Origin of the sequence: Clostridium sp. Marseille-Q5894, assembly GCF_946902305.1 — a bacterium.
Classification (GTDB): Bacteria; Bacillota_I; Bacilli_A; order Erysipelotrichales; family Coprobacillaceae; genus Thomasclavelia.
Genome location: NZ_CAMPPT010000003.1, coordinates 84,432 through 107,303, shown reverse-complemented (window position 1 = coordinate 107,303; position 22,872 = coordinate 84,432). Strand labels below are relative to the sequence as shown.

Sequence of the window (22,872 nt, the reverse complement as noted above, 5' to 3'; positions counted from 1 at the left end):
ATTCGACAACTTCATATAAAGTAATTTTGACTATTACTTGTTTATTTGATAAAAGTGATTCATTATTTGAAATCTCTTACTTTTAGTTGTTTATTACTAATCATAAAAATATTAGTAATAAATTTAAAATTCCATAACCTTATTTTTAATATAATCATCTACTTTATCAATTGGCATATTTAATACAATTGCAACTTCTTCATGAAAAAGAGTTTTGGTTTGTTTTAAATAATCTAATTCGTATGACTGAGCTTTATGAAAACGATGGCGCAAATAAATTGTTTTTATTAGTTTGATCCATTCTATTTCTAAGTAGCTATCAAATGTTTTTCTATATAGTTCTTGACGAAAGCGCTCGCTTGTTATTTCTAAAGTGCGGATATAGGGAATTCGCTCAATAATTTCTTCAAGTTCCTTTTTAGTTGTGACTTTTCGAATAATATCCTTAGAATCAGCTAAAATAGAGTTGTTGTTTAAAGGAGACTTTAAGGTGAGTTGATTATTTATTGCAATGATTTGATAAATATGATTATTTTGATGAATTACGTAATCATTGATACTATACATTGTTGTTACCTTTTTCGTTTAATTTAATGTTTTTTAAAATAAAAGGAAGTACCTCGTCAGGTTGAATGTCTAAAGTATAAGAAAATTCTTCATAGAGCATTTTTTCAGCTGCATCAAGTAGATACATATCTTGAACATGAAATTTTTTTCCTTTTTTTATTTGCTCTTGTTTGTTTAAATACAAAGTTTTGATCAGTTTGACGATTTGTTCATGGTCACCTTTTACAATAATTTCATTATACTTTTTTTTGCGAACATTTTTATCATTTATCCAAATAGTTTCATTATCAGGCATAGCTTCAATAAGTTTGTATATTTCTTCTTTTGATAAAATTTTACGCATTTTTGCTAAAGAAAGTTCATTATCTAAAGGGACAAGAATATTCATTTTATTGCTGGAAGAAGTCAAGAGATAAAACTTTTTTTCTTGATTATTGATTACTCTTGAAACAATATCTGTTATTTTGCATACACCTTCACTACCATATAAAACATTTTCACCAATTTTATACATTTATTATCCTCCTTCTATAATTAAAAAAGTGTAGTTGCAACTGGATTTACGTTCTGCAAACTACACGTTGATATACCTATATTATAACATTTTTAAATCAATATTTCATATTAAAATTTTAGATTCTATAACATAACTTCATTATTTTTTCAAGATTAAATTTTATAAATATAGTATCAATTTTTGGGACTAAATGTATAAATATATAAATACAGCTAAAAGTAAGCAATGCTATAATATGTGTAGGAGGTATAAGGAAATGAAAAAATTTAGAAAAATTTTTGCAGCTGCTGCCAGTATGGCATTAGCAGTAACTGCTTTTAGTGCACCGGTATTAGCACAAACTGTAGATACTACTTATAATTGTAGTCTGTCTGCAAGAGTTACCGATGCTGGTGAAGTAGTAAACAAAATGACAATTGATTTTGGAGCTGGAAATAGGGTTTCAAATGTAGATGTTGATACTTTTACAGTTACTGCAAAATCTACTATTAAAATTGAAGATGAGGATTATAAAGGAAAAGTACAATACGATGGTGAACGTAAAATTGTAAAAGTAGAGACGGATGGTCAATATGTTAATGTTTATTTTGATGAAAATGATGGGTATGGATCAACATTGACATACATAAGTGATGCAGAAAAAGGATATGCAAGAAATTATCCTGGTGAATTAGAGTATACGATCGTTCAAAATAAAGGTGTAACATTGACTGCTGCAGATGGTCGAGAAATCGATAATGATTATATTGCAAAATATACTACAGATAATACTGTAACTAATGATGAAACAGCTAAATTTGAATCTGTAATAGTAGAAAATGGTATTAACTATCAATATTATGATGCTGGGGATGCAGATTCACTTATTGTTTGGTTCCATGGAAATGGTGAAGGAGATCTTTTAAATTCTGGTAATAACGTAGCTCAAATGCTTGCAAACAGAGGAACTGTAGCTTGGGCTAGTGATGAAGCACAAGAAATTTTTGGTGGGGCTCATGTTATGTCATTCCAGGCACCTGATACTTGGTATTATGCTCAAAGAGATGGTTTATTAGAAATAGCATATAATGAAATCAATGATTTAATTAAAGCTAAAAATATTGATCCTGAAAAAGTATATGTATCAGGTTGTTCAGCTGGTGGTTATATGACTACAAGAATGTTAATTGCATATCCTGATTTATTTAAAGCTGCTATGATCAACTGCCCAGCTTTAGATGTAGCAACTATTCGTGGTGGACAAACACCAACTGATGAAGAATTAGCTTCACTAACAAAATCTGATACTGCAATTTGGTTAGTTCAAGGGGTAACTGATTCAAGTGTTGCAACAGATGAATGTTCAAAGAGAATGTTTAAGATTTTAACTGAAGGTCAAGAAACTACAGAAATAAGATATTTGCAAAATATCAATTCTGATTTCACAACTTATGAAACTAAAGATAATAAATATAAATTAACTTTATATGATACAGTAAATGTTGATGGTGCCAATAAAATAAATCTTGAAGAAGATTATGATATGGATGGTATTCCTACATTAGTTCATTATAATGATCACTGGACATGGATTTTTACATTAAATAATAATCCAAAAGATGCTAGTGGGACATCAATTATGGAATGGGCAGCTAATTATAATGTTGATGCAGAACAACCAGCAACACCAGTTGCACCTAGTCCAGATAGTCCTGAAAAAGCTGTTCCAACTGGTGATAATGTTTTAACTAGTTTGTATGCAACAGCAGCATTATTAAGTGTTTGTGGATTGGCATTTGTAAAAAGAAAATTCAATTAATATTTAAAGGGTTCGTGAATCTATCATGAATCCTTTTTTTATGACCGGATGTTAAAAAAGACTAACATTTATATTGAAAATATCTTTTGATAATGTTAAAGTAAATCTGATATTTATAATAAAAAAGGAGATAATATGAAATATTTGTATTTTATTTTGGGATTGGTATTTATGCTGATTGGAATGATAGGAGTTGTGTTGCCGATTTTACCAACAACCCCGTTTCTTTTAGCTGCTTTATTCTTTTTTACAAAGAGTTCATCGCGGGCTAAAATTTGGTTTCAAGGAACTAAATTGTATCAAAATCATTTAAATGATTTTGTTACTAGAAGAGCAATGACATTACGAACTAAAGTGATGTTATTATCATTTGCTAGTACTATGCTTTTAATTGCATTTTTAATGATGAATAATATTTATGGAAGGATAACGATTGTTTTATTAGTGATATTTAAATATTATTATTTTATATTCCGAATAGAAACAATTAAAAAAGTGGGTAATGATTAATAAGAGATTAGTTAGTTATTTAAAAGATGATAAAAGATATGTATATTTACAAGTATTGATGCAATGGTTAGGACTTATTGCGCAAATTATTATCATTGCCATCATGGCTGATATGATAAATAAGCTTTATTATAGTAAGATAGAAGATTTTATAGTTAAGATAATAATTATCGTAGTCTTAGTTTTAATAAAGGGGTATTTTGGAAAACTGGCGTCCACATATTCTTTTAAAGCCGGAAAAAATATAAAAGGGAAACTTAGATGTGATATTTATAAAAAAATCTTATTATTGAATAATCACTATAATGATGTGATTAGTACTGCTTCACTTACGCAGTTAATGAGTGAAGGCGTAGAACAGTTAGAAATATACTTTGGTAAATATTTACCTCAGTTCTTTTACAGTATGTTAGCACCAGTGACATTGTTTATTATTCTTGGGCAAGTAGAATTTAAGGCAGCATTAGTGCTTTTTATTTGTGTTCCATTGATTCCGATGTCAATCGTATTAGTACAAAAATTTGCAAAAAGATTATTGAGTAAATATTGGGGATTGTATGGGAATCTAGCAGAGCGATTTTTAGATAATGTTAAAGGCTTAACAACATTAAAAGGATATCGTGGTGATCAATATAAGCATATTGAGATGAATGAAGAAGCACAGCGTTTTAGAAATATTACAATGAAAGTATTAGTGATGCAGTTAAATTCAATTAGTGTTATGGATTTAGTTGCTTATGGTGGTGCTGCACTAGGAATTATTATATCGTTGTATAGCTATCAAGCAGGTGCAATTGATTTAGGGCAAGCGTTTATGATGATTATGTTATCAGCTGAGTTTTTTATTCCGCTTAGATTATTAGGATCGTTTTTTCATATTGCTATGAATGGTAATGCAGCGAGTGAAAAGATTTTTAGATTATTAGATGTCGAGATTAAAGATGATAAGAATTTAGAAATTGAAGATATTAATGAAATTGAAATTAGTAATTTATCGTTTGGCTATGATGAAAAGATCGTATTAAAAGATATCTGTTTAAAGATCGATCAACCTGGTGTTTATGGGGTCGTTGGAAGTTCGGGAAGTGGAAAGAGTACGATTGCAAAACTGTTAATGGGTTATTATGATAATTATCAGGGTAAATTGACTTATAATGGTAAACAGGTAAATAAGATCAACCATCATAGTTTAATGAAAGAAATAACTATGGTTGAGCATGATCCATATATTTTTGCAGGAACTTTACGTTCAAATCTATTAGATGGTAATTGTAATAGTGATGATGCAATGATGATAGATGTTTTGAAAAAGGTCAATTTGTGGAATTATTTTGATGGAATAGCAGGATTAGATAGTGTAATTGAAGAACGGGGAAATAATTTATCAGGTGGTCAAAAACAACGTTTGAGCATTGCTAGAGCATTATTACATGATACAAAAGTATATATTTTTGATGAAGCTACTTCAAATATAGATATTGAAAGTGAAGAAATTATCATGAAAGTAATTGATCAAATGCAAAAAGATAAGATCGTTATTTTGATTAGTCATCGTTTAGCATGTGTTGAAAATTGTAAGTGCAACTATGTCTTTAGTCATGGTAAGCTTGTAGGTTATGGAAATCATGAAATGTTAATGAAAGAAAATGAGGAATACCGAATATTAGTTAATACACAAAAAGAAATTGAAAATTATGGGGGTAATACAAGTGAAAAAGCGTAGTAATTTGAAGGTGGTAATTAGCTTGATTGCTCTAGTTAAATCGATGATATTAACGATGCTGTTGGCAATTATCCTTGGTGTAATTGGTTATTTGGCTGCAATATTTTTAACAATTATTGCAGGAGAAATAATAATTAAAATAGTAAACAAAGAAACCTTTATTAATTTACTTTATCTTTTGATTGCTTGTGGCGTTTTACGTGGTTTTTTACGTTATGGTGAACAGTGGTGTAATCATTTTATTGCTTTTAAATTATTGGCAATGATAAGAGATATTGTTTTTGCAAAATTGAGAAAATTAGCACCAGCAAAACTAGATGGAAAAGATCATGGGAATTTAGTTGCAATGATTACTAGTGATGTTGAGCTATTAGAGGTATTTTATGCTCATACAATTTCACCAGTTATGATAGCTTTAATTGTTTCAATTATCATGATTGTTTATTTAGGAAGTTTTCATATTGCGCTAGCCTTGTTGGCGGCGCTAGCATATTTATTTATTGGTGTATTTATTCCACTTGTAGTAGGTAAAGTATCTGGTAATAAAGGATTAGATTATCGAAATACCTATGGTAAATATACTAGTTATGTATTGGAGTCTGTTCATGGGTTAAGGATCGTTGATCAGTTTCTATGTGGTAAAAAACGTTTAAATGAGATTGCCCAAAAAAGTGAATTACTAAATGATCAAAACGAAGAGTTAAAAGATTTAGAAGGGCAGTATCGCATGATTGGAGATATTAGTGTTAGCTTGTTTTCATTGGCAATATTTATTTTAAGTTATTATTTATATCTTCATCAGTTAATTAGTTTTAATGGTGTTTTAATTGGGACGATTGCTTTAATGTCTTCATTTGGACCAGTATTGGCTTTATCATCACTAGCACATAATTTAGTAATAACATTTGCTAGTGGAAATAGGGTTCTTGATTTGCTAGATGAAATGCCACAAGTTGTCGAGGTTAGTGATGGATATCAAGGGGATTTAGGAACAATTGAAATAAATGATTTATCATTTAAGTATGAAAATGAAGTGATTTTAGATAAAATCAATATGGTAATCAAACCAGGAGAGATAGTTGGAATAGAAGGTCGTAGTGGTAGTGGAAAGACAACGTTATTAAAATTATTAATGCGTTTTTATGATCCTAGCAGTGGTGATATTTTGATAAATGGCCATAATCTAAAATCATGGCAAAGTGATTCTTTAGCTAAACTTATTAGTTATGTTACCCAAGATACTTATGTATTTAATGATAGTATTATTAATAATATAAAATTAGGAATAGAAGCTAGTCAAGAAGAAGTAATAGAAGCTTGTAAAAAAGCTAATTTACATGAGTTCATTATAAGTTTGAAAGATGGATATGAAACAATGATCGGAAGTCTTTATCAATCTTTATCTGGTGGACAATTACAAAGATTATCATTAGCAAGAGCCTTTTTGCATGATTCACCATTAATTTTATTAGATGAGCCAACAAGTAATTTAGATAGTTTAAATGAAGCATTAGTTTTAAAATCATTAAATGATAATCGTGAAGGAAAAACGATTATTTTGGTAAGTCACCGACCTTCCTCATTAAAAATTTGTGATCGAATAATTAAAATTGAACAAGGTAGGCAAAGTTAATGACAACAGATAAAGAAAAAGAATTACTAACAATAATGATTTCAATATATGAAAAAGGTCATCAGCAGGATTTAAGTGAATTAAAAGAATATGCATTTAAAAGAATCGATTGTTGTCCGCGTAAAGAAGAAAAAACATTCTGCTCCTCTTGCCCTATTCATTGTTATCAAAAAAAATATCGCGATCAAATAAAGGAAGTAATGAAATATTCAGGCAAAAGAATGCTGTTTAAACATCCTCTCATAACGATAAAACATTTAATAAATACAATCAAATATGCTATAAAAGGCTAAAATAATAATATAATTTATGTTATGATAATTATCGGTGAGGTGGCAGGATGGAAACTTTTGAAACTCAGCGTTTAATAATAAGGGAATTAACTATGTCTGATGCAAAACGTTTAAGTGAATATCGTAATAAAAAAGAAGTAGCGTTTTATCAGTCGTGGTGGCGATATCCTTATAATAAAGCAGTTAAAAGAATAGAATATTGTTTAAAACATCCATTTGATGGTTCTAGAGGCAGTTATCAGTTAGGTGTGGTATTAAAAGAAAATAATTACCTGATAGGTGATTATTTTTTAGAAGTTATAGAAACTAGTTCTATAACGATTGGCTATACTTTTGATAGTGATTATTGGCATCAGGGATATGCAACGGAATCGCTCAGAGTATTATTAGATGTTTTGAAAAATGATTATAATTTTAAAAGTGTTTTTGCACATGTTTATAACGATAATTATCGTTCAATCAGATTGTTAGAAAAATTAGGTTTTAGCCAGTATGAGCGTTCTTTATTGATGGGAGATATTGGTTTTAGATTGGATTTATAGTAGAAAAAGCGTTAAAAATTTTAACGCTTTTTTATGTATTAAACACTGAAATTTATTAAATAATACTTATTTCCTATTACTTATAAATTAAAACTGATGTCTTTTTTATTATTTTTTATATGAGTATAAGTTTATAATAAAATTTTATTTAATCATTTTTTCATATATACAGTTTTAAAAATATTGATAAATTCAATATTTTTGCAAATAAATCTGCTTCATTATAGCGTATTTAACTAGATTATTTTAATTATCAAATTCAAGTTATTTGATCTTAAGCACATTTAACATCAAGAAATTTCAATCTTTTCTATTTTATTCTATCTTTATTAACTCATATAAATCATAAATTATTTTAGTGTGAACTATGATAAAAATAATTCAGCGAAATATATTAATTATGCTTTTTAAACATATTTATTACTTGTTAACCAATCTGCAATATCTATAACCTTTATACCTTGAATCGTATACATTTCTTGATGTGTTCTCGCTATAATTATTTTAGGATAAGCATCTTTTATCTTCAACAAAGGCGTTACTTCTCTATCGATTGTATTTTCATCTTCTAAGAAAGTTGAAACTTGAATATAAATTTGCTCATTTCTTTTTAATGCTACAAAATCAATTTCTTTCTTATAAAGCTTACCAACATAGACCTCATATCCTCTTCTTAATAGTTCTATATAAACAATATTTTCTAATGTTCTACCTAAATCTTGATTCTTAATTCCAAGAGTTGCATATTTAATAGAATGATCAACAAGATAGTATTTTTGTTCAGTAGCTAGATACTTTTTCCCTTTTATATCAAATCTCTTTACTCTATAAAATACAAACGCATGACAAAGATATTTTATATAATTGATAATCGTATTGTGACTAACTTTATCATAATTACTAATTAAGTAGTTTGTAATATTTCTAGATGATGTTAAATTGGAGATGTTGTCAATAAGATAATTTGTTAAATTTTCAAAAAGACCTTTGTTTCTAATCTTATATTTTTGAACAATATCTCGTGTTACTATTGTTTCATAAACATCTTTTTGAATATAATCATACTTTTGTTCTATTTGGTGATATAAATATGATCCAGCAAATCCACCAATTCTTAAATAATCATTAAATGCCTGATCTGTATCATCTCTATCAAAATAAACAAGAAACTCTTGAAAGGAAAAAGGAAAAACCTCTATTGTAAATGTTCTTCCTGTGAATAAAGTTGCTAAATCACTACTTAATAAAAAAGCATTTGATCCTGTCACATATATATCATATATTTCTTTAGCATGAATACTATTTACTGCTTTTTCAAAATGCGTGCATAATTGAACTTCATCTATAAAAAGACAATTATTTTTGCCTTCAACATATTGCTCTAAAATGTAATCATGCAAACAATGATATTCAAAAAATTGTTCATTTTCTGTTTCTTGCAAATTAATATATACAATATGAGAATCCTGTTCTTGTTTTTTTAACCATTCCATAAATGAAAGAAGTAATTTTGATTTCCCTGAACGCCTCACTCCTGTAATTACTTTTATATCTGGTGTATTCTTAACATTTATTAAAGTCTTTAAATAATCCTTTCTTTCAATTAACTTCATGCATTAACAACTCCTTTATGATGTTTATTATATCATATTATTGACCAAAATTAATTTTTTTTTAATTTTGGTCAATAATTTTTCAAGCTATTTTTATACCAAAAGCATTTCAGAAAAATCTTTCTAACCCATAAGCAAAGAAAATACCCTAACTTACAATTCAATTATCAATGAATTAACACAATTAATTGAATGTTATAAAAATCATCCAGAATAATGAGTAAAGCTTTAATAATAGATCATGTTATTAAAGCTTTTTTGGTATGAGCATAAATTTATAATAAAATTTTGTTTAATCATTTTTTCATATATACAGTTTTAAAAATATTGATAAATTCAATATTTTTGCAAATAAATCTGCTTCATTATAGCGTATTTAACTAGATTATTTTAATTGAGCTTAAAAAACGACAAATTATTTATAATAAATTCATATAATTTATAGTACGAGGTGAATGAAATGGATTTGTCAGTAGAAAAAAGTAAAGTAAAAATAAAAAATGCTGGGATGACTTATATTACAATTTTTTGTTTAACCCTCTTTTTAGGTTTAGTAAAAATATATAATACATCGCTTTGTTTTATAATTCCGATGCTAGTAATATCATTTTTATGTGGATATCGACATTTGATCGTATATATGAGTGCTTTAGTATTAATAACCTATCTATCTTATGAAAATTACATGTTATTGTTAGTCTCCTTAACAAGTGTAATACTAATGCAGGTACTAATGCATTTTAAATTTATTAAAAGTAAATACTTGGCCTTTGTAGTTACTTTAGTAAGTTTAATCTTTCTTTACATATATAATTATAACTACATAGAAGTACTAGTTATTTTATCCTTTACATTAATACATAGTTTATTATGCTTAGAAGTAGTTCCCGTCTTTATCCATAATACAATTGAAGTATATACGAATAAGCGGATGATAATTCTTTCCGTGATGATAATGTTAGCTATTGTTTCATTGGTAGAAGTTAATCAGTTATACATGATGATATTACTACGCTTCTTTTTATTATTAAGTACGTACTATTTAAGTATTAATAGTACGATGCCAGCGATTTTATATATATCAATTATTTTAATGTTTATTAATCCCTTACTTAAAGATGAAATACTATCGTTGATCCTTCCTTTTAGTATCTTCTTTATGTACAACCCTAAAAATAAATTAACTTGTTCATCAACATATATATTAAGTCATTTAATTCTTCCATTTTTTATTAACTATGACTATTACTATCATAATTTTATTATTATAGTAAGTGCAGCTTTGTTTTTGTTTATTCCTACTTTCAAACGGCGCCCTAAATTGCTTAATGAAGACTATAAAAATATTACAAGTCGTAATAAATTGATTCAGCGGGCCAATACATTTGCCTCGTTATTTAAACAATTAACTAATATTTTTCAAGAAGCTAATCATAATGTGAATGTTGGAGAATTTGTTGGTTATGTATATGAAGATGTCTGTCTGCATTGTCCAAGTCGGGATCTATGTTTTTATCAAGATGGCAGTGTTGGTAGATTAGGTAAACTTATTAATAAGGGCTTTAAATCTAAATATAGTGAAGAGGATCTAAAGTATATAAATAGTAATTGTATTAGTCCTGATAAATTTTTAAAAGGAATCAACGAGTATAAAGAAAGTTATGAAAAGATAAAAAGAGTAAATCAGGAAAATTTGCATTTAAAAAGAGATTTGTTTTATGAATTTTCTTTGTTGAGTGAAGTGTTTGATAATTTTAGTAATTCTTTAGAACAGGCACCGTTTGGTGATCAACAGCTGAAGGAACATTTACTAGGTTATCAATTTAATATTACATATTTGTATAAACATCAAATATCTTTAGATGTTTATACCTTAGAAATAGGTTTAATGGATATAAATAAAGAAGATGTAATTAATGAATTAGTGCCAATTATTGAAAGCTATTTAAACGAATCATTAGAAATTATTTCAATCAAAGATGCAATGCATTATTTAGGTTATACTTCAGTGGTTTTAAAGCACCAGCCAAACTATTCTTTACAGTTTGGGTTACAGCAATATGCATTAGAACCCTTAAATTGCGGGGATTCTTTTAGTGCTTTTCATCAAGATAACCTTCATTATTTAGCTTTGAGTGATGGAATGGGTCAGGGTAAAATAGCAGCAACAGAAAGCAAATTAACTTTGGAAGTACTATCTAAACTAATTTTAAATGGGATTAGTTTGAAAGATACTATTGATTCTATAAATGCGTTATTAAAAATAAAAAATCATAATGATATGTTTACAACATTAGATTTATGTCATATAAATTTAGCGAATGCGAAAATGAAATTAATTAAATATGGAGCTAATCCTAGCTATCATATTCGTAATGGAACTGTAGAAAAAATCACAACTAATTCATTACCGGTAGGAATCGTTTCTAAATTAAAGATGTCTAGTTATGAAATGTTATTAAAAGATAATGATATTGTCATTATGTCTAGTGATGGAACTGGTGATAATTTTGAACAGATTATTAAAAGAAATATTAAGATGATCAATCATATGCATCCTCAAGAGGCGGCAACGTTGTTAATGGATCGAGTTTTAGAAGAAAATAATCTCGATGATATCAGCATTGTAGTAATCAAGGTGGTAAAAAGTGAATTGTTGAAATAAAAGGTACGTTAAAAAGGAAGAATTGGTTTTATTGAAATTCAATAATTTTAAATCTTCCTGTTTTTGTTTATAGCTTTAAATAAAAACTGTTATAAACGTGCTTTTTTAGTGACTAAAATAGTTAAAACTATATGTTAAAAAAAGGATAATTTGTTATAATGGTAAAGGTATTTGAGGTGATGTGATGGAGAAATTATTAAATTTGAATCAACTATACATAGTGGGGGTATCTGGAGGCTGTGATTCAATGGCACTTTTGGATATTATGTATAATCACGGATATCAAATCGTTGTTTGTCATGTTAATTATCATTTAAGAGAAGATAGCGATTTAGATCAAAAAACAGTAGAAAACTATTGTCATAAACATAATCTGCCTTGCTATGTAAAGGAAATAGATGCATGTGAATATGGAAAAGAAAATTTTCAAACACAAGCTAGAAAACTGCGATATCACTTTTATCGTCAAATAGCTTGTAAATATAATGTTGATAAAGTTGTTTTGGCGCATCATCAAGATGATGTGATTGAAAATATCGTAATGCAACTGCAGCGTCATAATACGAAAGGATATTTAGGCATAAAAAATATTAGTGAAGTATTTGGGGTGACTGTAATTAGACCGCTTTTAGGAGTTAATAAACAGGTTTTAAGAGAGTACTGTCATGATCATAATGTTAACTATCGTGATGATTATACTAATTTTCAAACAGATTTTACTCGTGATTTTGTTCGGAATGTAACACTAAAAAATTATACGGAACAGCAGGTAAAAGATTTATTAAATAAAGCTGATTTGCATAATCAGCAGTATCTAAAAAATATCGAAAGGGTGAAACCGTATCTTGATAAGTATCATGATGATAAAGTTATTGATTACCGTTTGATTCCTTATGATCTTTTAAATAGTTTTATTTATGAAATAGTTAAAGAAGTAGTATATCCTCCTTTGATTAGCGATGCTTTGATCAAAGAAATCATTAAGCAGATCAAAAGTGGTAAACCAAATATTGAAATGGATTTACCTGTTAATATTAGGTTCATAAAAGAATATAATAATATACGTGTTTCTAAATTAAAAAATAATATAGGCTATTGTTTAAAATACGAACAAATAGTTTATGATAAACATGAGCACTTTTATTTAAGTAAGAAAGGTCATTTAAATGAAGGAATTTATTTGACAAATGAGGATTTTCCTATTACGATAAGAACGTTTAAACCAGGTGATACCATAGTTAGTGCTGGAGGAAGTAAAAAATTATCACGTTTATTTATTGATAATAAAATTCCTAGAAGTGAAAGGGAAATTTGGCCGGTTGTTGAAAATTGTCATGGTGATATAATTCTTGTACCACATCTTGCAAAAAATATTGGGTATTTATATTCAAAACCTAATTTATATGTGGTAAAATTATAATCATATATGGCTAGGAGTGAATAAAATGCATAAGAACATAAAAGAAATATTAATTACTGAAGAACAAATAAGTGCAAAGTGTGAAGAGTTAGGAAAAATTATTGATAAAGATTACGAAGGTAAGGAAGTTTTGTTAGTTGGCTTGTTAAAAGGATCTGTTCCTTTTATGGCAGAACTTTCAAAACATTTAAATAGTGATGTTACATTTGACTATATGAATGTAAGCAGCTATGATGGTGTTGAATCTAAAACGCTTGTAGTTAAACAAGATCTAAAAGAAGATGTAATGGGTAAAAATATTTTAATTGTTGAAGATATTCTTGATACTGGTAAAACATTGTTTAACGTTAAAGAAATGCTTTTGAAGCGTAAAGCCAATAGTGTTAAAATTGTCACAATGTTGGATAAAGAAGAAGGTCGTGTCATTGATATGAAAGCAGATTATGTCGGATTTAAAATTCCTAATGCTTTTGTTGTTGGCTATGGATTAGATTTTAACGAAAAGTACCGTCAATTGCCATATGTTGGTATTTTAAAAGAAGAGTGTTATAAGTAAGGAGAGTTTATGAACAATAAGAATGGATTATTAAAATCAATTCTTCCCTGGCTGTTAGTACTAGTCTTAATTGGTGGAGCGGTTACTTTTATGAATCAAAGTAACGGTAAAGAAATTAAGTATAGTGAGTTTGTGGAAGTAGTACAGGATGAAAAAATCAAGGAAGTTGAAATTGTTCCTTCATCTTTAGTCGTTGATGTTTCAGGTAAATATACGAAGAAAGTCGATGGAAAATCTACAGAAGTTGAATTTACTACAACTATTCCTAATACTGAAGCTGAGATACAGTCATTAACGGGATTGTTAAGTGAAAAAGGAATTGAAACTACAATTGTAGATGCTAATGATCGCGGAATGTTTATGCGTATCGTCGCAAATATCTTACCTTATGTATTATTACTTGGGGGAATGTTCTTTATTTTTAGAATGATGTCTCAAGGTGGCGGTAATGCTAAGGCTTTTGATTTTGGAAATTCTAGAGCTAAGTTAGAAAAAAATCAAAAAACAAGATTTTCTGATGTAGCGGGTGCTGATGAAGAAAAAGAAGAGTTAAAAGAGCTGGTTGAATTTTTAAAGAATCCTAAAAAATTTGCGCAGATGGGAGCTCGTATTCCTAAGGGAGTATTATTGGTTGGGCCACCAGGTACTGGTAAAACATTACTTGCAAGAGCTGTTTCTGGTGAAGCTAGTGTACCATATTATTCAATTTCTGGATCTGAATTCGTAGAGATGTTTGTCGGAGTCGGAGCTGGACGTGTTCGTGATATGTTTAAAAAAGCTAAACAAACGGCACCATGTATCATTTTCATTGATGAAATTGATGCAGTTGGACGTCAAAGAGGTACTGGTATGGGTGGTGGACATGATGAACGTGAACAAACACTTAACCAGTTATTAGTTGAAATGGATGGATTTAGTGGTAATGAAGGAATTATCATTTTAGCGGCAACAAACCGTGCTGATGTTTTGGATCCGGCATTGTTACGACCAGGTCGTTTTGATAGACAGATACAAGTAGCTAATCCGGACAAAAATGCGCGTACAGAAATTTTAAAAGTACATGCGCGTAACAAAAAATTTGCTCCTGATGTTGACTTTAATAACATTGCGCAAAGAACGCCAGGATTTTCTGGAGCAGAATTGGAAAATGTATTAAATGAAGCGGCTTTATTAGCTGTTCGTGAAGATCATAAAGTTATTTCAATGGCAGACATTGATGAAGCAGTGGATCGTGTTATGGGTGGACCAGCTAAAAAGTCTCGAAAATATAGTGAAAAAGAACGACGTTTAGTTGCATACCATGAAGCTGGACATGCAGTTTTAGGATTAACTTTAGAAGATGCTAATAAAGTGCAGAAAGTTACGATCATTCCTCGTGGACAAGCTGGTGGTTATAACTTGATGACACCAAAAGAAGAAACATATTTTCAAACTAAAACCCAGCTAGAAGCAAATATCGCAGGATTTATGGGTGGACGTGTTGCTGAAGAAATTTTCTTTGGTGATGTAAGTTCTGGGGCTCATAACGATATTGAACAGGCAACAAGAATTGCAAGAATGATGGTTACTGAATTAGGAATGTCGGAGTTAGGACCAATTAAATATGATTCTGAACAAGGAAATGTTTTCTTAGGACGGGATTATACTCAACATAGTAATTCTCATTCAGGACAGATAGCTTATGAAATTGATGTTCAAGTTCGAAAAATTATTGATGAATGTTATGCTAAAGCAAAAGAAATTATTGAAGCAAATAAAGATAAATTGGTAATTATTGCTGATGCTTTATTAGAGTATGAAACATTAGCAGGTGAACAAATTGAGGCATTGTTTAATACTGGCCGTATGTTAGATCGTCATGATGGAACAGTAGATGATAGACCAAATGATGATAATTCCAATGATACAGGTTTGTCGTTTGATGATGTTGATGATTTATTAGATGATATGAAATAAAGCGGTATCCGCTTTTTTTCATATTTAGAGGTGGAAAAATGAAAAAGTATAGTAAAAAGATATTTATTTTATTTATTGTTTTATGTATGATAATTCCCATGATTTTATCATCGATTGCAGTGTTTTTTTAAGGAGGTTTGTATGAAAGATTATTTAGTCAGAGGTTTAGTTAACAGTAAAAATTGCCGTGTTTTTGCATGTAGAACTACTAATCTAGTAGAGGTTGCCAGAAAAAAACATAATTTGTGGCCAACAGCATCAGCTGCATTAGGAAGAATGATGTCAGCGACTTTGATGATGGCTAGAATGAACAAAAATGCTGAAAAGATGACCGTAGTAATCAATGGCGGTGGTCCAATTGGGACAATGATGTGCATTACTAATGGAGATGGTAATATTAAAGGCTTTGTTGCTAATCCGGAAGTACATTATACATATAATGATACTGGTAAATTGGCAGTAGGTGTTGCTGTTGGACATGAAGGGACTTTGCAAGTCATCAAGGATATGGGGCTGAAGGAACCATTTACAGGAGCGGTTCCTTTACAAACAGGTGAGATTGGTGATGATTTTAGCTATTATTTTGCGGTAAGTGAGCAAACACCATCGGTTGTATCAGTTGGTGTGTTAGTAAATGATACTAATGAGGTATTAGCATCTGGTGGTTATATTATTCAATTATTGCCTGAAGCAACTGAAGAGGATATTAGTTATATTGAAAAAGTCGTTAAAGAATGTCCACCAGTTTCTGAATTGATCAATAACAAAAAAGATCCTGAAGATATATTAAAATCGTTATTTGATGATGTGGAAATTACAGAAACGCAGGATTTATTTTTTAATTGTGATTGTTCAAAAGAAAAAATGGCAGATGCTTTAATCACGTTAGGAAAAGATGAACTACAGGCAATGATTGATGAAGATCATGGCTGTGAAATAAATTGTCAATTTTGTAATACTAAGTATCAGTTTGATGAAAATGAATTAAAAGCTATAAAAGAAAAAATTTAATAGTTTATATTATATAAAAAAGAAAGGCGGGGGAAGCCTTTCTTTTTAGTTGGTTTACCAACATATTTAGGAATATAACTAACTTGATAACTTACTTCTATTTCGGGGAGGAAAATAGCGGGGAAGTGTAAGTTATCTGTAAATATTATGAACAGGATAAAAATTTTTATACATTTATATTTCTTTTTTTTTAAATAATTGATAAGATACTGCATGAGGAGTGAGTAGATGTTTAAAATAGGAAATGTTGAGATTGAAAATCCTGTTGTTATGGCACCAATGGCGGGAATTACAAATATGGCTTTTCGAAAAATAATTAAAGATTTTGGAGCAGGATTAGTGTATTCAGAAATGGTTAGTGATAAGGCTCTTTGTTACGGCAATGCTAAAACGATTGAAATGCTTCAAGTAGATGAAGGTGAACATCCCGTTAGTATTCAATTATTTGGTGGTGAAGTAGAAACTATGGTCAAAGCTGCCAAATTTATTGATCAGCATTCTAATTGTGATATTATTGATATAAATATGGGATGCCCAGTTAATAAAGTATTAAAGGCTGAAGCTGGAAGTAAGTTATTACTTTATCCTGATAAAATTTATGAAATCGTTAAAGGAATTGTTGATAATGTTTCTAAACCGGTAACTGTTAAAATTAGAAGTGGTTTTGATAAAGAACATATTAATGCTGTGGAAATCGCAAAGTTGATTGAAAAAGCGGGAGCTAGTGCTATTGCTATCCATGGTAGAACGAGATCGCAGATGTATGAAGGAAAGGCTGATTGGAGTATTATAGCTGATGTAAAAGCAGCAGTAAAAATCCCTGTGATTGGCAATGGTGATATTAAATCTGTTGATGATGCTAAAAGAATGCTAGCCCAAACAAATGTGGATGCCGTGATGATTGGTCGTGCTGCTCTAGGGAATCCCTGGTTGATAAAACAAGTCGTTGAATCTTTAAAAACAGGTGAAGAAATTTTGGAACCAACATATCAAGAAAAAATCGCTCAATGTTTAGCTCATGCAAAAAAATTAATGGAAATAGAACCAGAAAAGGTTGCGATGTTCCAAATGCGAGGACATGCGCCATGGTATATAAAAGGATTAAAGTCATCAGCAAGAGTAAAAAATGAATTATCGAAAATTGATACATATGAGCAGTTGGAGACGATTTTAGCTGAATATAAGTTATATCTTGATGAGATATCTAATTGTTGCATGTAGAAAATATTTTGGTATAATTGGACTTAATAATTTAAGGGGGATATATAAATGATCATTAGCGGAAAAGAAATATCAATAAAAATAAAAGAGCAGTTGAAAGAAGAAGTTGCAGCTATTAAAGAAAATTATTCACGATTACCAAAATTGGTTGTAATTTTAATAGGTGATAATCAGGCAAGTAAGACATATGTAAGAAATAAAGAGCGGGGATGTGCTTATATTGGAATTGAATCAGAAGTGTTAAAACATGATGATACGTTTAGTGAAGCAGAGTTATTAGCAGAAATTGCTCGATTAAACAATGATGATAGTGTTGATGGCATTCTTGTACAGTTACCTTTACCACAACATATTAAAGAAGAAAAAGTGTTGAAAGCTATTGATCCAAATAAAGATGTAGATGGTTTTCATCCTCAAAATGTTGCCAAATTATTTTTAGGACAGCAGTCATTAGTGCCATGTACACCTAAAGGAATGTTAGTGTTATTAGATGAGATTAATTATGATTTGAAAGGTAAAGAAGTTGTTGTTGTTGGACGCAGTAATATCGTTGGAAAGCCTGTATCTTTATTATGTTTACAAAAAGATGCAACTGTGACAATAGCCCATAGTAAGACTAAAGATTTAAAAAAAGTATGTTCTCGAGCTGATGTTTTGATTGCAGCGATTGGTAAACCTAAATTTTTTAATCATGAATATATAAAAGATGGCGCTGTTGTTTTAGATGTAGGAATCAATCGTGATGAAAATAATAAATTGTGCGGTGATGTAGATTTTGAAGATGTTAAAGATAAAGTAATGGCTATAACACCAGTTCCGGGAGGGATTGGACCGATGACAATAACAATGTTAATGCAAAATACATTGGAAGCTTTTTATAAACGAAACGGAGAGAAAAATGGATTATAATTTAAATGATATTGTGGAAATGAAAAAGCAGCATCCATGTAAAAAATCAAATCAGTGGCAAATTATAAGAATGGGTGCTGATATTAAAATTAAATGTTTAGGCTGTGGAGCAATCGTGATGTTTTCACGGCGTGAATTTGAAAAAAAATTAAAAAAAGTTATAACGCAATAATGATTTAAACAATGTTGATAATATAATTTGGCACTAAAATATTTTATATAGACATTTTTAGTTAACAAAATGTGTGTATATTAGAAGGCATAGTATAAATAGAGAGATGATATAAATGTTAAATTATATTTTTAAATTGATAACAATTAAAGAAGTTGTTGGTTCGGTATTAATATTTGTGGGATTATTAGCTGTTTTTTCAATTATTTGGGGTAATCGAACGTTTTCTGTGAAGACTTTAAATCAAATGATTTTTCATTTAAAAGCACCTACAGATGGAACTGATGGTGGCATTTATGCTGATTGGTTTGTAAAAACGGTGCCAGCTAGTTTTATTATTGTAATGGTTGCAGAAATTATTTTATTTAATTTGCCATTTAAAACGTTACATTTATTTTTAACTGATCATTTATTAACGATTGGTTGGATCGTGGTTATAATGGCAATAGTTTATGCATTATATAATTATCAAATAATTAGTTATTTATTTGATATGGTTAAAAAGACTAATCTGTATGAAGATCATTATATTGATTTTAATAAAGTAAAAATAACTTATCCAAAGCAAAAAAGAAATCTGATTCACATTTATTTGGAATCAATAGAAAACAGCTATTTAGATATAGAAGCTGGTGGGATCCAACAAACAAGTTATATGCCAGAATTACAATCACTTGCAAAAGAAAATATTAATTTTTCACATAATGATTTAATTGGTGGAAGTATGACTTTAGAAGGAACACAGTGGACTGTTGCTTCGATGGTTGGTCAAGAAGCTGGCATACCGCTTTTAATTCCCTTTAATGGAAAATCGTATGATCATACCTCGATTTTTTTACCTGGAGTTTTTACGATTGGAGAAGTATTAGAAAAGCAGGGCTATGTTAATGAGATTATGATGGGAAGTGATGGTGATTTTGCTTGTACATCTAATTTTTATCAACAGCATGGTAATTATAAAATAGCTGATTATAATTATTTCAAAAAAAATGGCTATATCCCAGATGATTATTTTGTTTTTTGGGGTATTGAGGATGCAAAACTGTTTAAGTTTGCTAGAAAAGAACTTACGGAATTAGCAGCTAATAATAAGCCTTTTAATTTTGAACTGGTAACAATCGATACACATACACCAGATGGATATGTTTGTCCATACTGTAAATCTATTCATAAAAACCAGTATGCTAATGTTATTTCTTGTCAATCGAAACAAGTAAATGCTTTTATTGAATGGTGTAAAACCCAGCCGTGGTATGAAAATACTACAATCGTTATTACTGGTGATCATAAAAGTATGGCGGAGAAGTTCTTTAAAAATGTAGATAAGAATTATTTGCGAACACCGTATAATTGTTTTATAAACAGTGCAGTTAATAAACAGAATACAAAGAATCGAAAATTTTCAATTCTTGATATGTATCCTACTATTCTTGCTTCATTAGGGATTGATATTGATGGTGATAGACTTGGATTAGGTACTAATTTATTTTCGAATGAGAAGACACTTATTGAACAATATGGATTTAATAGAGTAAATTCTGAAATTAAAAAGTATTCTAGTTACTATCAAGAGCGTTTAATAGGTGAAACTAAGAGAAAGAGGAATAAAAGATTTTCTTCGTATAAGACAAGAAGCAGTAAGTAAAAAAGGAAGAACTAATTCCAATGTCATTAAGTGACAGTATTTTAACAAATAGAGATTTGTCTTTTGATTTTTAAGTGCAGTATTGATACTACATTTGATAAGATATATAATGGCAATCACTAGTTAGTAGTTAAAGTATACAGCAGTTTTTGGTTTAACGTTTTGTAAGACTCGCTTAGACGAATTGGCAGTATCTTTTTAGCTTACAGGTGGGATTTTCCCGCCTTTTTTACTTAAAAAGTGTCTTAAAGATATGTAATGATCTAGTAAAGTTTATATAATATCTGTATTTTCTTTTAACTATACTCTGACAAAAATTATAAAATTGTAAGCAAGCATATATTTAAGTTATCTAAATGAAGTTGTGATTTTTCTTGCGTTATTGTATAAAGCCTTGAATATCATTCATAGTAAATTGAGCGAAAAAAAGGGTACACTTTCATGTACTCTTCGATAGTCATCAAATAATTTAATGACATTAAACTAATTCTTCTTTTTTGTATACATATTATTATTCTTTTTATATTACTTATCTAGTTTTTTGTAATGCCCTTTTTAATTTAAAATCATCTATAAAACGAAGAGAAGTTTCAAATGATTTTTGTCCATAAACAAATCTAAGTTTTTTTGCTTTAGGATATGTAACACGTTTTATTTTACGATAATCTAATTTAATTTTACCAATCATCATTTGTCGATGACCTACATAGATAATCTGTTGTAATAAAATACTGACAGCTAATGTTACAATAGTAAGGATGTTTAATGGTGCATATGCTCCTTCTAAATTGCTGGCAATAATATTTAAAATTATAAGTGTTAAACAAATACAAAACGTAAAGGCATAAAAAATCAATAAAACTATGTAGAAATATTTCCCAGAATCACTGAGACATGAAGTTAAAGTATGATCATCTTTGGTAGTACGATGTACGATGATGCCATAAGAAATGTTTATGTATGTAAACCATAATAGAGCTAAAAATACCAAAAAAGGTAAGATATTAAAAATAGCATTCATTAAATATACTCCTTCTTTCAATAACATTATTATACAAGAAAATCGTCAAATATTACATATTAAAATTGCTAAAATTTATATATAAGTCATTTAAGACATAAAATTGCGAGCATAATATTCATCATAAGTTAGTTTACTCTTTACTACTTTTTTTGCTAGATCTTTTCCTAAATACCGAAGATGCCAAGGTTCATAGCTATAGCCAGTTAAAGAATCTTTACCCTCAGGATAACGTATGATAAATCCATAATCTGATATTATTTCAGCAAACCATTGATAGTCAGGATGTTCGACAATAGTTTCAAAAGAGCAATTGTCTAAAGCTACATCACAGGCTAGACCTAAGGTATGTTCACTATGCCCAGGACGGCTACATGTTTTATCGGCTTCATCAACACTAAAAGTATCAACCATATGATTATAACTTTTTTCCTGTGCCGCTGTTGAGCGATAACCGCTGACAACATAAAAACTTATTCCTTTTTCTCGACATCTATCTCTTAATGCTACAAAATCATTATAAACGACACTTGACATTTGGTGCTTACGATATTCGTAGGCAGGATCACTAGTGCTGGTATAACCATCATTAATATAAACAAGGTCTGACGGAGAAAAATTGTTATCTAATCGATAATATTTGTTTACAAGTGTATTTAAAGCACTAGGATCAGATTGAATAATAATATGGTCATAAAAATTGTAATCTAAATTCATATTGACATATGTAACTACTTCTTCATCTGATAAATCAGGATATTTAGTTTTATAACTTTCATAACGCTCCTTTTGTGAAGGCAAATAATAGTTTAGTGATGTAAGAGGATCTTTTTTAGGAGCTTTTTTTGTTTTTTGAGTAGCAGATGTATTTGGTGTACTAATTAGAAAGATAATATTTATTATTAAGTATATGATAATTGATATAATGATTGTAAAAATAATTGCTATGAGGGCAACTCTTTTTTTATTTATTCGACGTCTCATTTTTGTTTACCTCTAAAGTAATAAAATAATTCTCTTATATAAATAATAACATAAAAAACTTTAAATTTTTATGAACAACAGCTATACAATTAAAGTTTTTTGCATTATTATTAGCT

Annotated in this window: 20 protein-coding genes; 15 read left to right on the top strand and 5 right to left on the bottom strand. The window is 29.1% G+C overall.

The genetic code is table 11. The features are described from left to right. Positions 1–123: 123 nt before the first annotated feature. Positions 124–567, bottom strand: coding sequence for a hypothetical protein (locus OC535_RS06245; protein ID WP_227053331.1), 444 nt, complete (start codon positions 565–567; stop codon positions 124–126). Beyond that, on the bottom strand, positions 560–1,081 hold the full coding sequence (locus tag OC535_RS06240) for a CarD family transcriptional regulator (RefSeq protein WP_024722745.1): 522 nt from the start codon (positions 1,079–1,081) through the stop codon (positions 560–562). The genes OC535_RS06245 and OC535_RS06240 overlap by 8 nt, the downstream gene beginning before the upstream one ends. Positions 1,082–1,340: 259 nt before the next feature. Between OC535_RS06240 and OC535_RS06235 the strand changes: the two genes are divergently transcribed. The 6 genes from OC535_RS06235 (at position 1,341) to OC535_RS06210 (ending at position 7,583) form a co-directional block, all read left to right on the top strand. Then, the gene (locus OC535_RS06235) at positions 1,341–2,882 is read left to right on the top strand and encodes a prolyl oligopeptidase family serine peptidase (RefSeq protein WP_024722746.1); all 1,542 of its coding nucleotides are present in this window, start codon (positions 1,341–1,343) and stop codon (positions 2,880–2,882) included. Between the two features lie 135 nt (positions 2,883–3,017). Further along, positions 3,018–3,392 (top strand): YbaN family protein, encoded by a 375-nt coding sequence (locus OC535_RS06230; protein ID WP_024722807.1) that lies wholly within the window; start codon positions 3,018–3,020, stop codon positions 3,390–3,392. Next, a complete protein-coding gene (locus tag OC535_RS06225; protein WP_498823415.1) occupies positions 3,385–5,115 on the top strand; it encodes an ABC transporter ATP-binding protein/permease in 1,731 nt (576 codons plus the stop codon). The genes OC535_RS06230 and OC535_RS06225 overlap by 8 nt, the downstream gene beginning before the upstream one ends. After that, a complete protein-coding gene (locus OC535_RS06220) occupies positions 5,102–6,748 on the top strand; it encodes an amino acid ABC transporter ATP-binding/permease protein (RefSeq protein ID WP_498823414.1) in 1,647 nt (548 codons plus the stop codon). Before OC535_RS06225 ends, OC535_RS06220 begins: the two co-directional genes overlap by 14 nt. Then, the gene (locus OC535_RS06215) at positions 6,748–7,041 is read left to right on the top strand and encodes a nitrous oxide-stimulated promoter family protein (RefSeq protein ID WP_024722810.1); all 294 of its coding nucleotides are present in this window, start codon (positions 6,748–6,750) and stop codon (positions 7,039–7,041) included. Before OC535_RS06220 ends, OC535_RS06215 begins: the two co-directional genes overlap by 1 nt. Positions 7,042–7,088: 47 nt before the next feature. Further along, positions 7,089–7,583 (top strand): GNAT family N-acetyltransferase, encoded by a 495-nt coding sequence (locus OC535_RS06210; RefSeq protein ID WP_024722811.1) that lies wholly within the window; start codon positions 7,089–7,091, stop codon positions 7,581–7,583. 407 nt (positions 7,584–7,990) lie between these two features. Here OC535_RS06210 and OC535_RS06205 read toward each other — a convergent pair whose 3' ends face one another. Beyond that, positions 7,991–9,196 (bottom strand): ATP-binding protein, encoded by a 1,206-nt coding sequence (locus tag OC535_RS06205; RefSeq protein ID WP_498823413.1) that lies wholly within the window; start codon positions 9,194–9,196, stop codon positions 7,991–7,993. Between the two features lie 460 nt (positions 9,197–9,656). Between OC535_RS06205 and OC535_RS06200 the strand changes: the two genes are divergently transcribed. The 9 genes from OC535_RS06200 (at position 9,657) to OC535_RS06160 (ending at position 20,751) form a co-directional block, all read left to right on the top strand. After that, complete coding sequence (locus OC535_RS06200; RefSeq protein ID WP_024722731.1) at positions 9,657–11,861, top strand: PP2C family protein-serine/threonine phosphatase; 2,205 nt, start codon at positions 9,657–9,659, stop codon at positions 11,859–11,861. Between the two features lie 184 nt (positions 11,862–12,045). After that, on the top strand, positions 12,046–13,281 hold the full coding sequence (tilS, locus tag OC535_RS06195) for a tRNA lysidine(34) synthetase TilS (protein ID WP_227053335.1): 1,236 nt from the start codon (positions 12,046–12,048) through the stop codon (positions 13,279–13,281). A 25-nt stretch (positions 13,282–13,306) separates the two neighbouring features. Next, entirely contained in the window at positions 13,307–13,837 is a 531-nt protein-coding gene (gene hpt / locus OC535_RS06190) for a hypoxanthine phosphoribosyltransferase (RefSeq protein WP_227053336.1), read from the top strand. Positions 13,838–13,846: 9 nt separating this feature from the next. Further along, positions 13,847–15,793 (top strand): ATP-dependent zinc metalloprotease FtsH, encoded by a 1,947-nt coding sequence (gene ftsH / locus OC535_RS06185; RefSeq protein WP_024722733.1) that lies wholly within the window; start codon positions 13,847–13,849, stop codon positions 15,791–15,793. 141 nt (positions 15,794–15,934) lie between these two features. Next, entirely contained in the window at positions 15,935–16,804 is an 870-nt protein-coding gene (hslO, locus tag OC535_RS06180; protein WP_227053337.1) for an Hsp33 family molecular chaperone HslO, read from the top strand. 228 nt (positions 16,805–17,032) lie between these two features. Continuing rightward, positions 17,033–18,025 carry a tRNA dihydrouridine synthase DusB gene (dusB, locus tag OC535_RS06175; protein WP_024722735.1) on the top strand — a complete coding sequence of 331 codons (993 nt, stop codon included), beginning with the start codon at positions 17,033–17,035 and terminating at the stop codon, positions 18,023–18,025. A 48-nt stretch (positions 18,026–18,073) separates the two neighbouring features. Further along, on the top strand, positions 18,074–18,934 hold the full coding sequence (gene folD / locus OC535_RS06170; RefSeq protein WP_227053338.1) for a bifunctional methylenetetrahydrofolate dehydrogenase/methenyltetrahydrofolate cyclohydrolase FolD: 861 nt from the start codon (positions 18,074–18,076) through the stop codon (positions 18,932–18,934). Further along, positions 18,924–19,106, top strand: coding sequence for a DUF951 domain-containing protein (locus OC535_RS06165; protein ID WP_024722737.1), 183 nt, complete (start codon positions 18,924–18,926; stop codon positions 19,104–19,106). Before folD ends, OC535_RS06165 begins: the two co-directional genes overlap by 11 nt. Before the next feature lie 115 nt (positions 19,107–19,221). After that, on the top strand, positions 19,222–20,751 hold the full coding sequence (locus OC535_RS06160; protein WP_227053339.1) for an LTA synthase family protein: 1,530 nt from the start codon (positions 19,222–19,224) through the stop codon (positions 20,749–20,751). 529 nt (positions 20,752–21,280) lie between these two features. Here the strand turns inward: OC535_RS06160 and OC535_RS06155 are convergent. Both OC535_RS06155 and OC535_RS06150 read right to left on the bottom strand, forming a co-directional pair. Then, positions 21,281–21,772 (bottom strand): hypothetical protein, encoded by a 492-nt coding sequence (locus OC535_RS06155; protein ID WP_024722739.1) that lies wholly within the window; start codon positions 21,770–21,772, stop codon positions 21,281–21,283. 90 nt (positions 21,773–21,862) lie between these two features. Then, positions 21,863–22,756, bottom strand: a complete 894-nt coding sequence (locus OC535_RS06150) for a M15 family metallopeptidase (protein ID WP_498823412.1) — start codon at positions 22,754–22,756, stop codon at positions 21,863–21,865. Between the last annotated feature and the right edge of the window lie 116 nt (positions 22,757–22,872).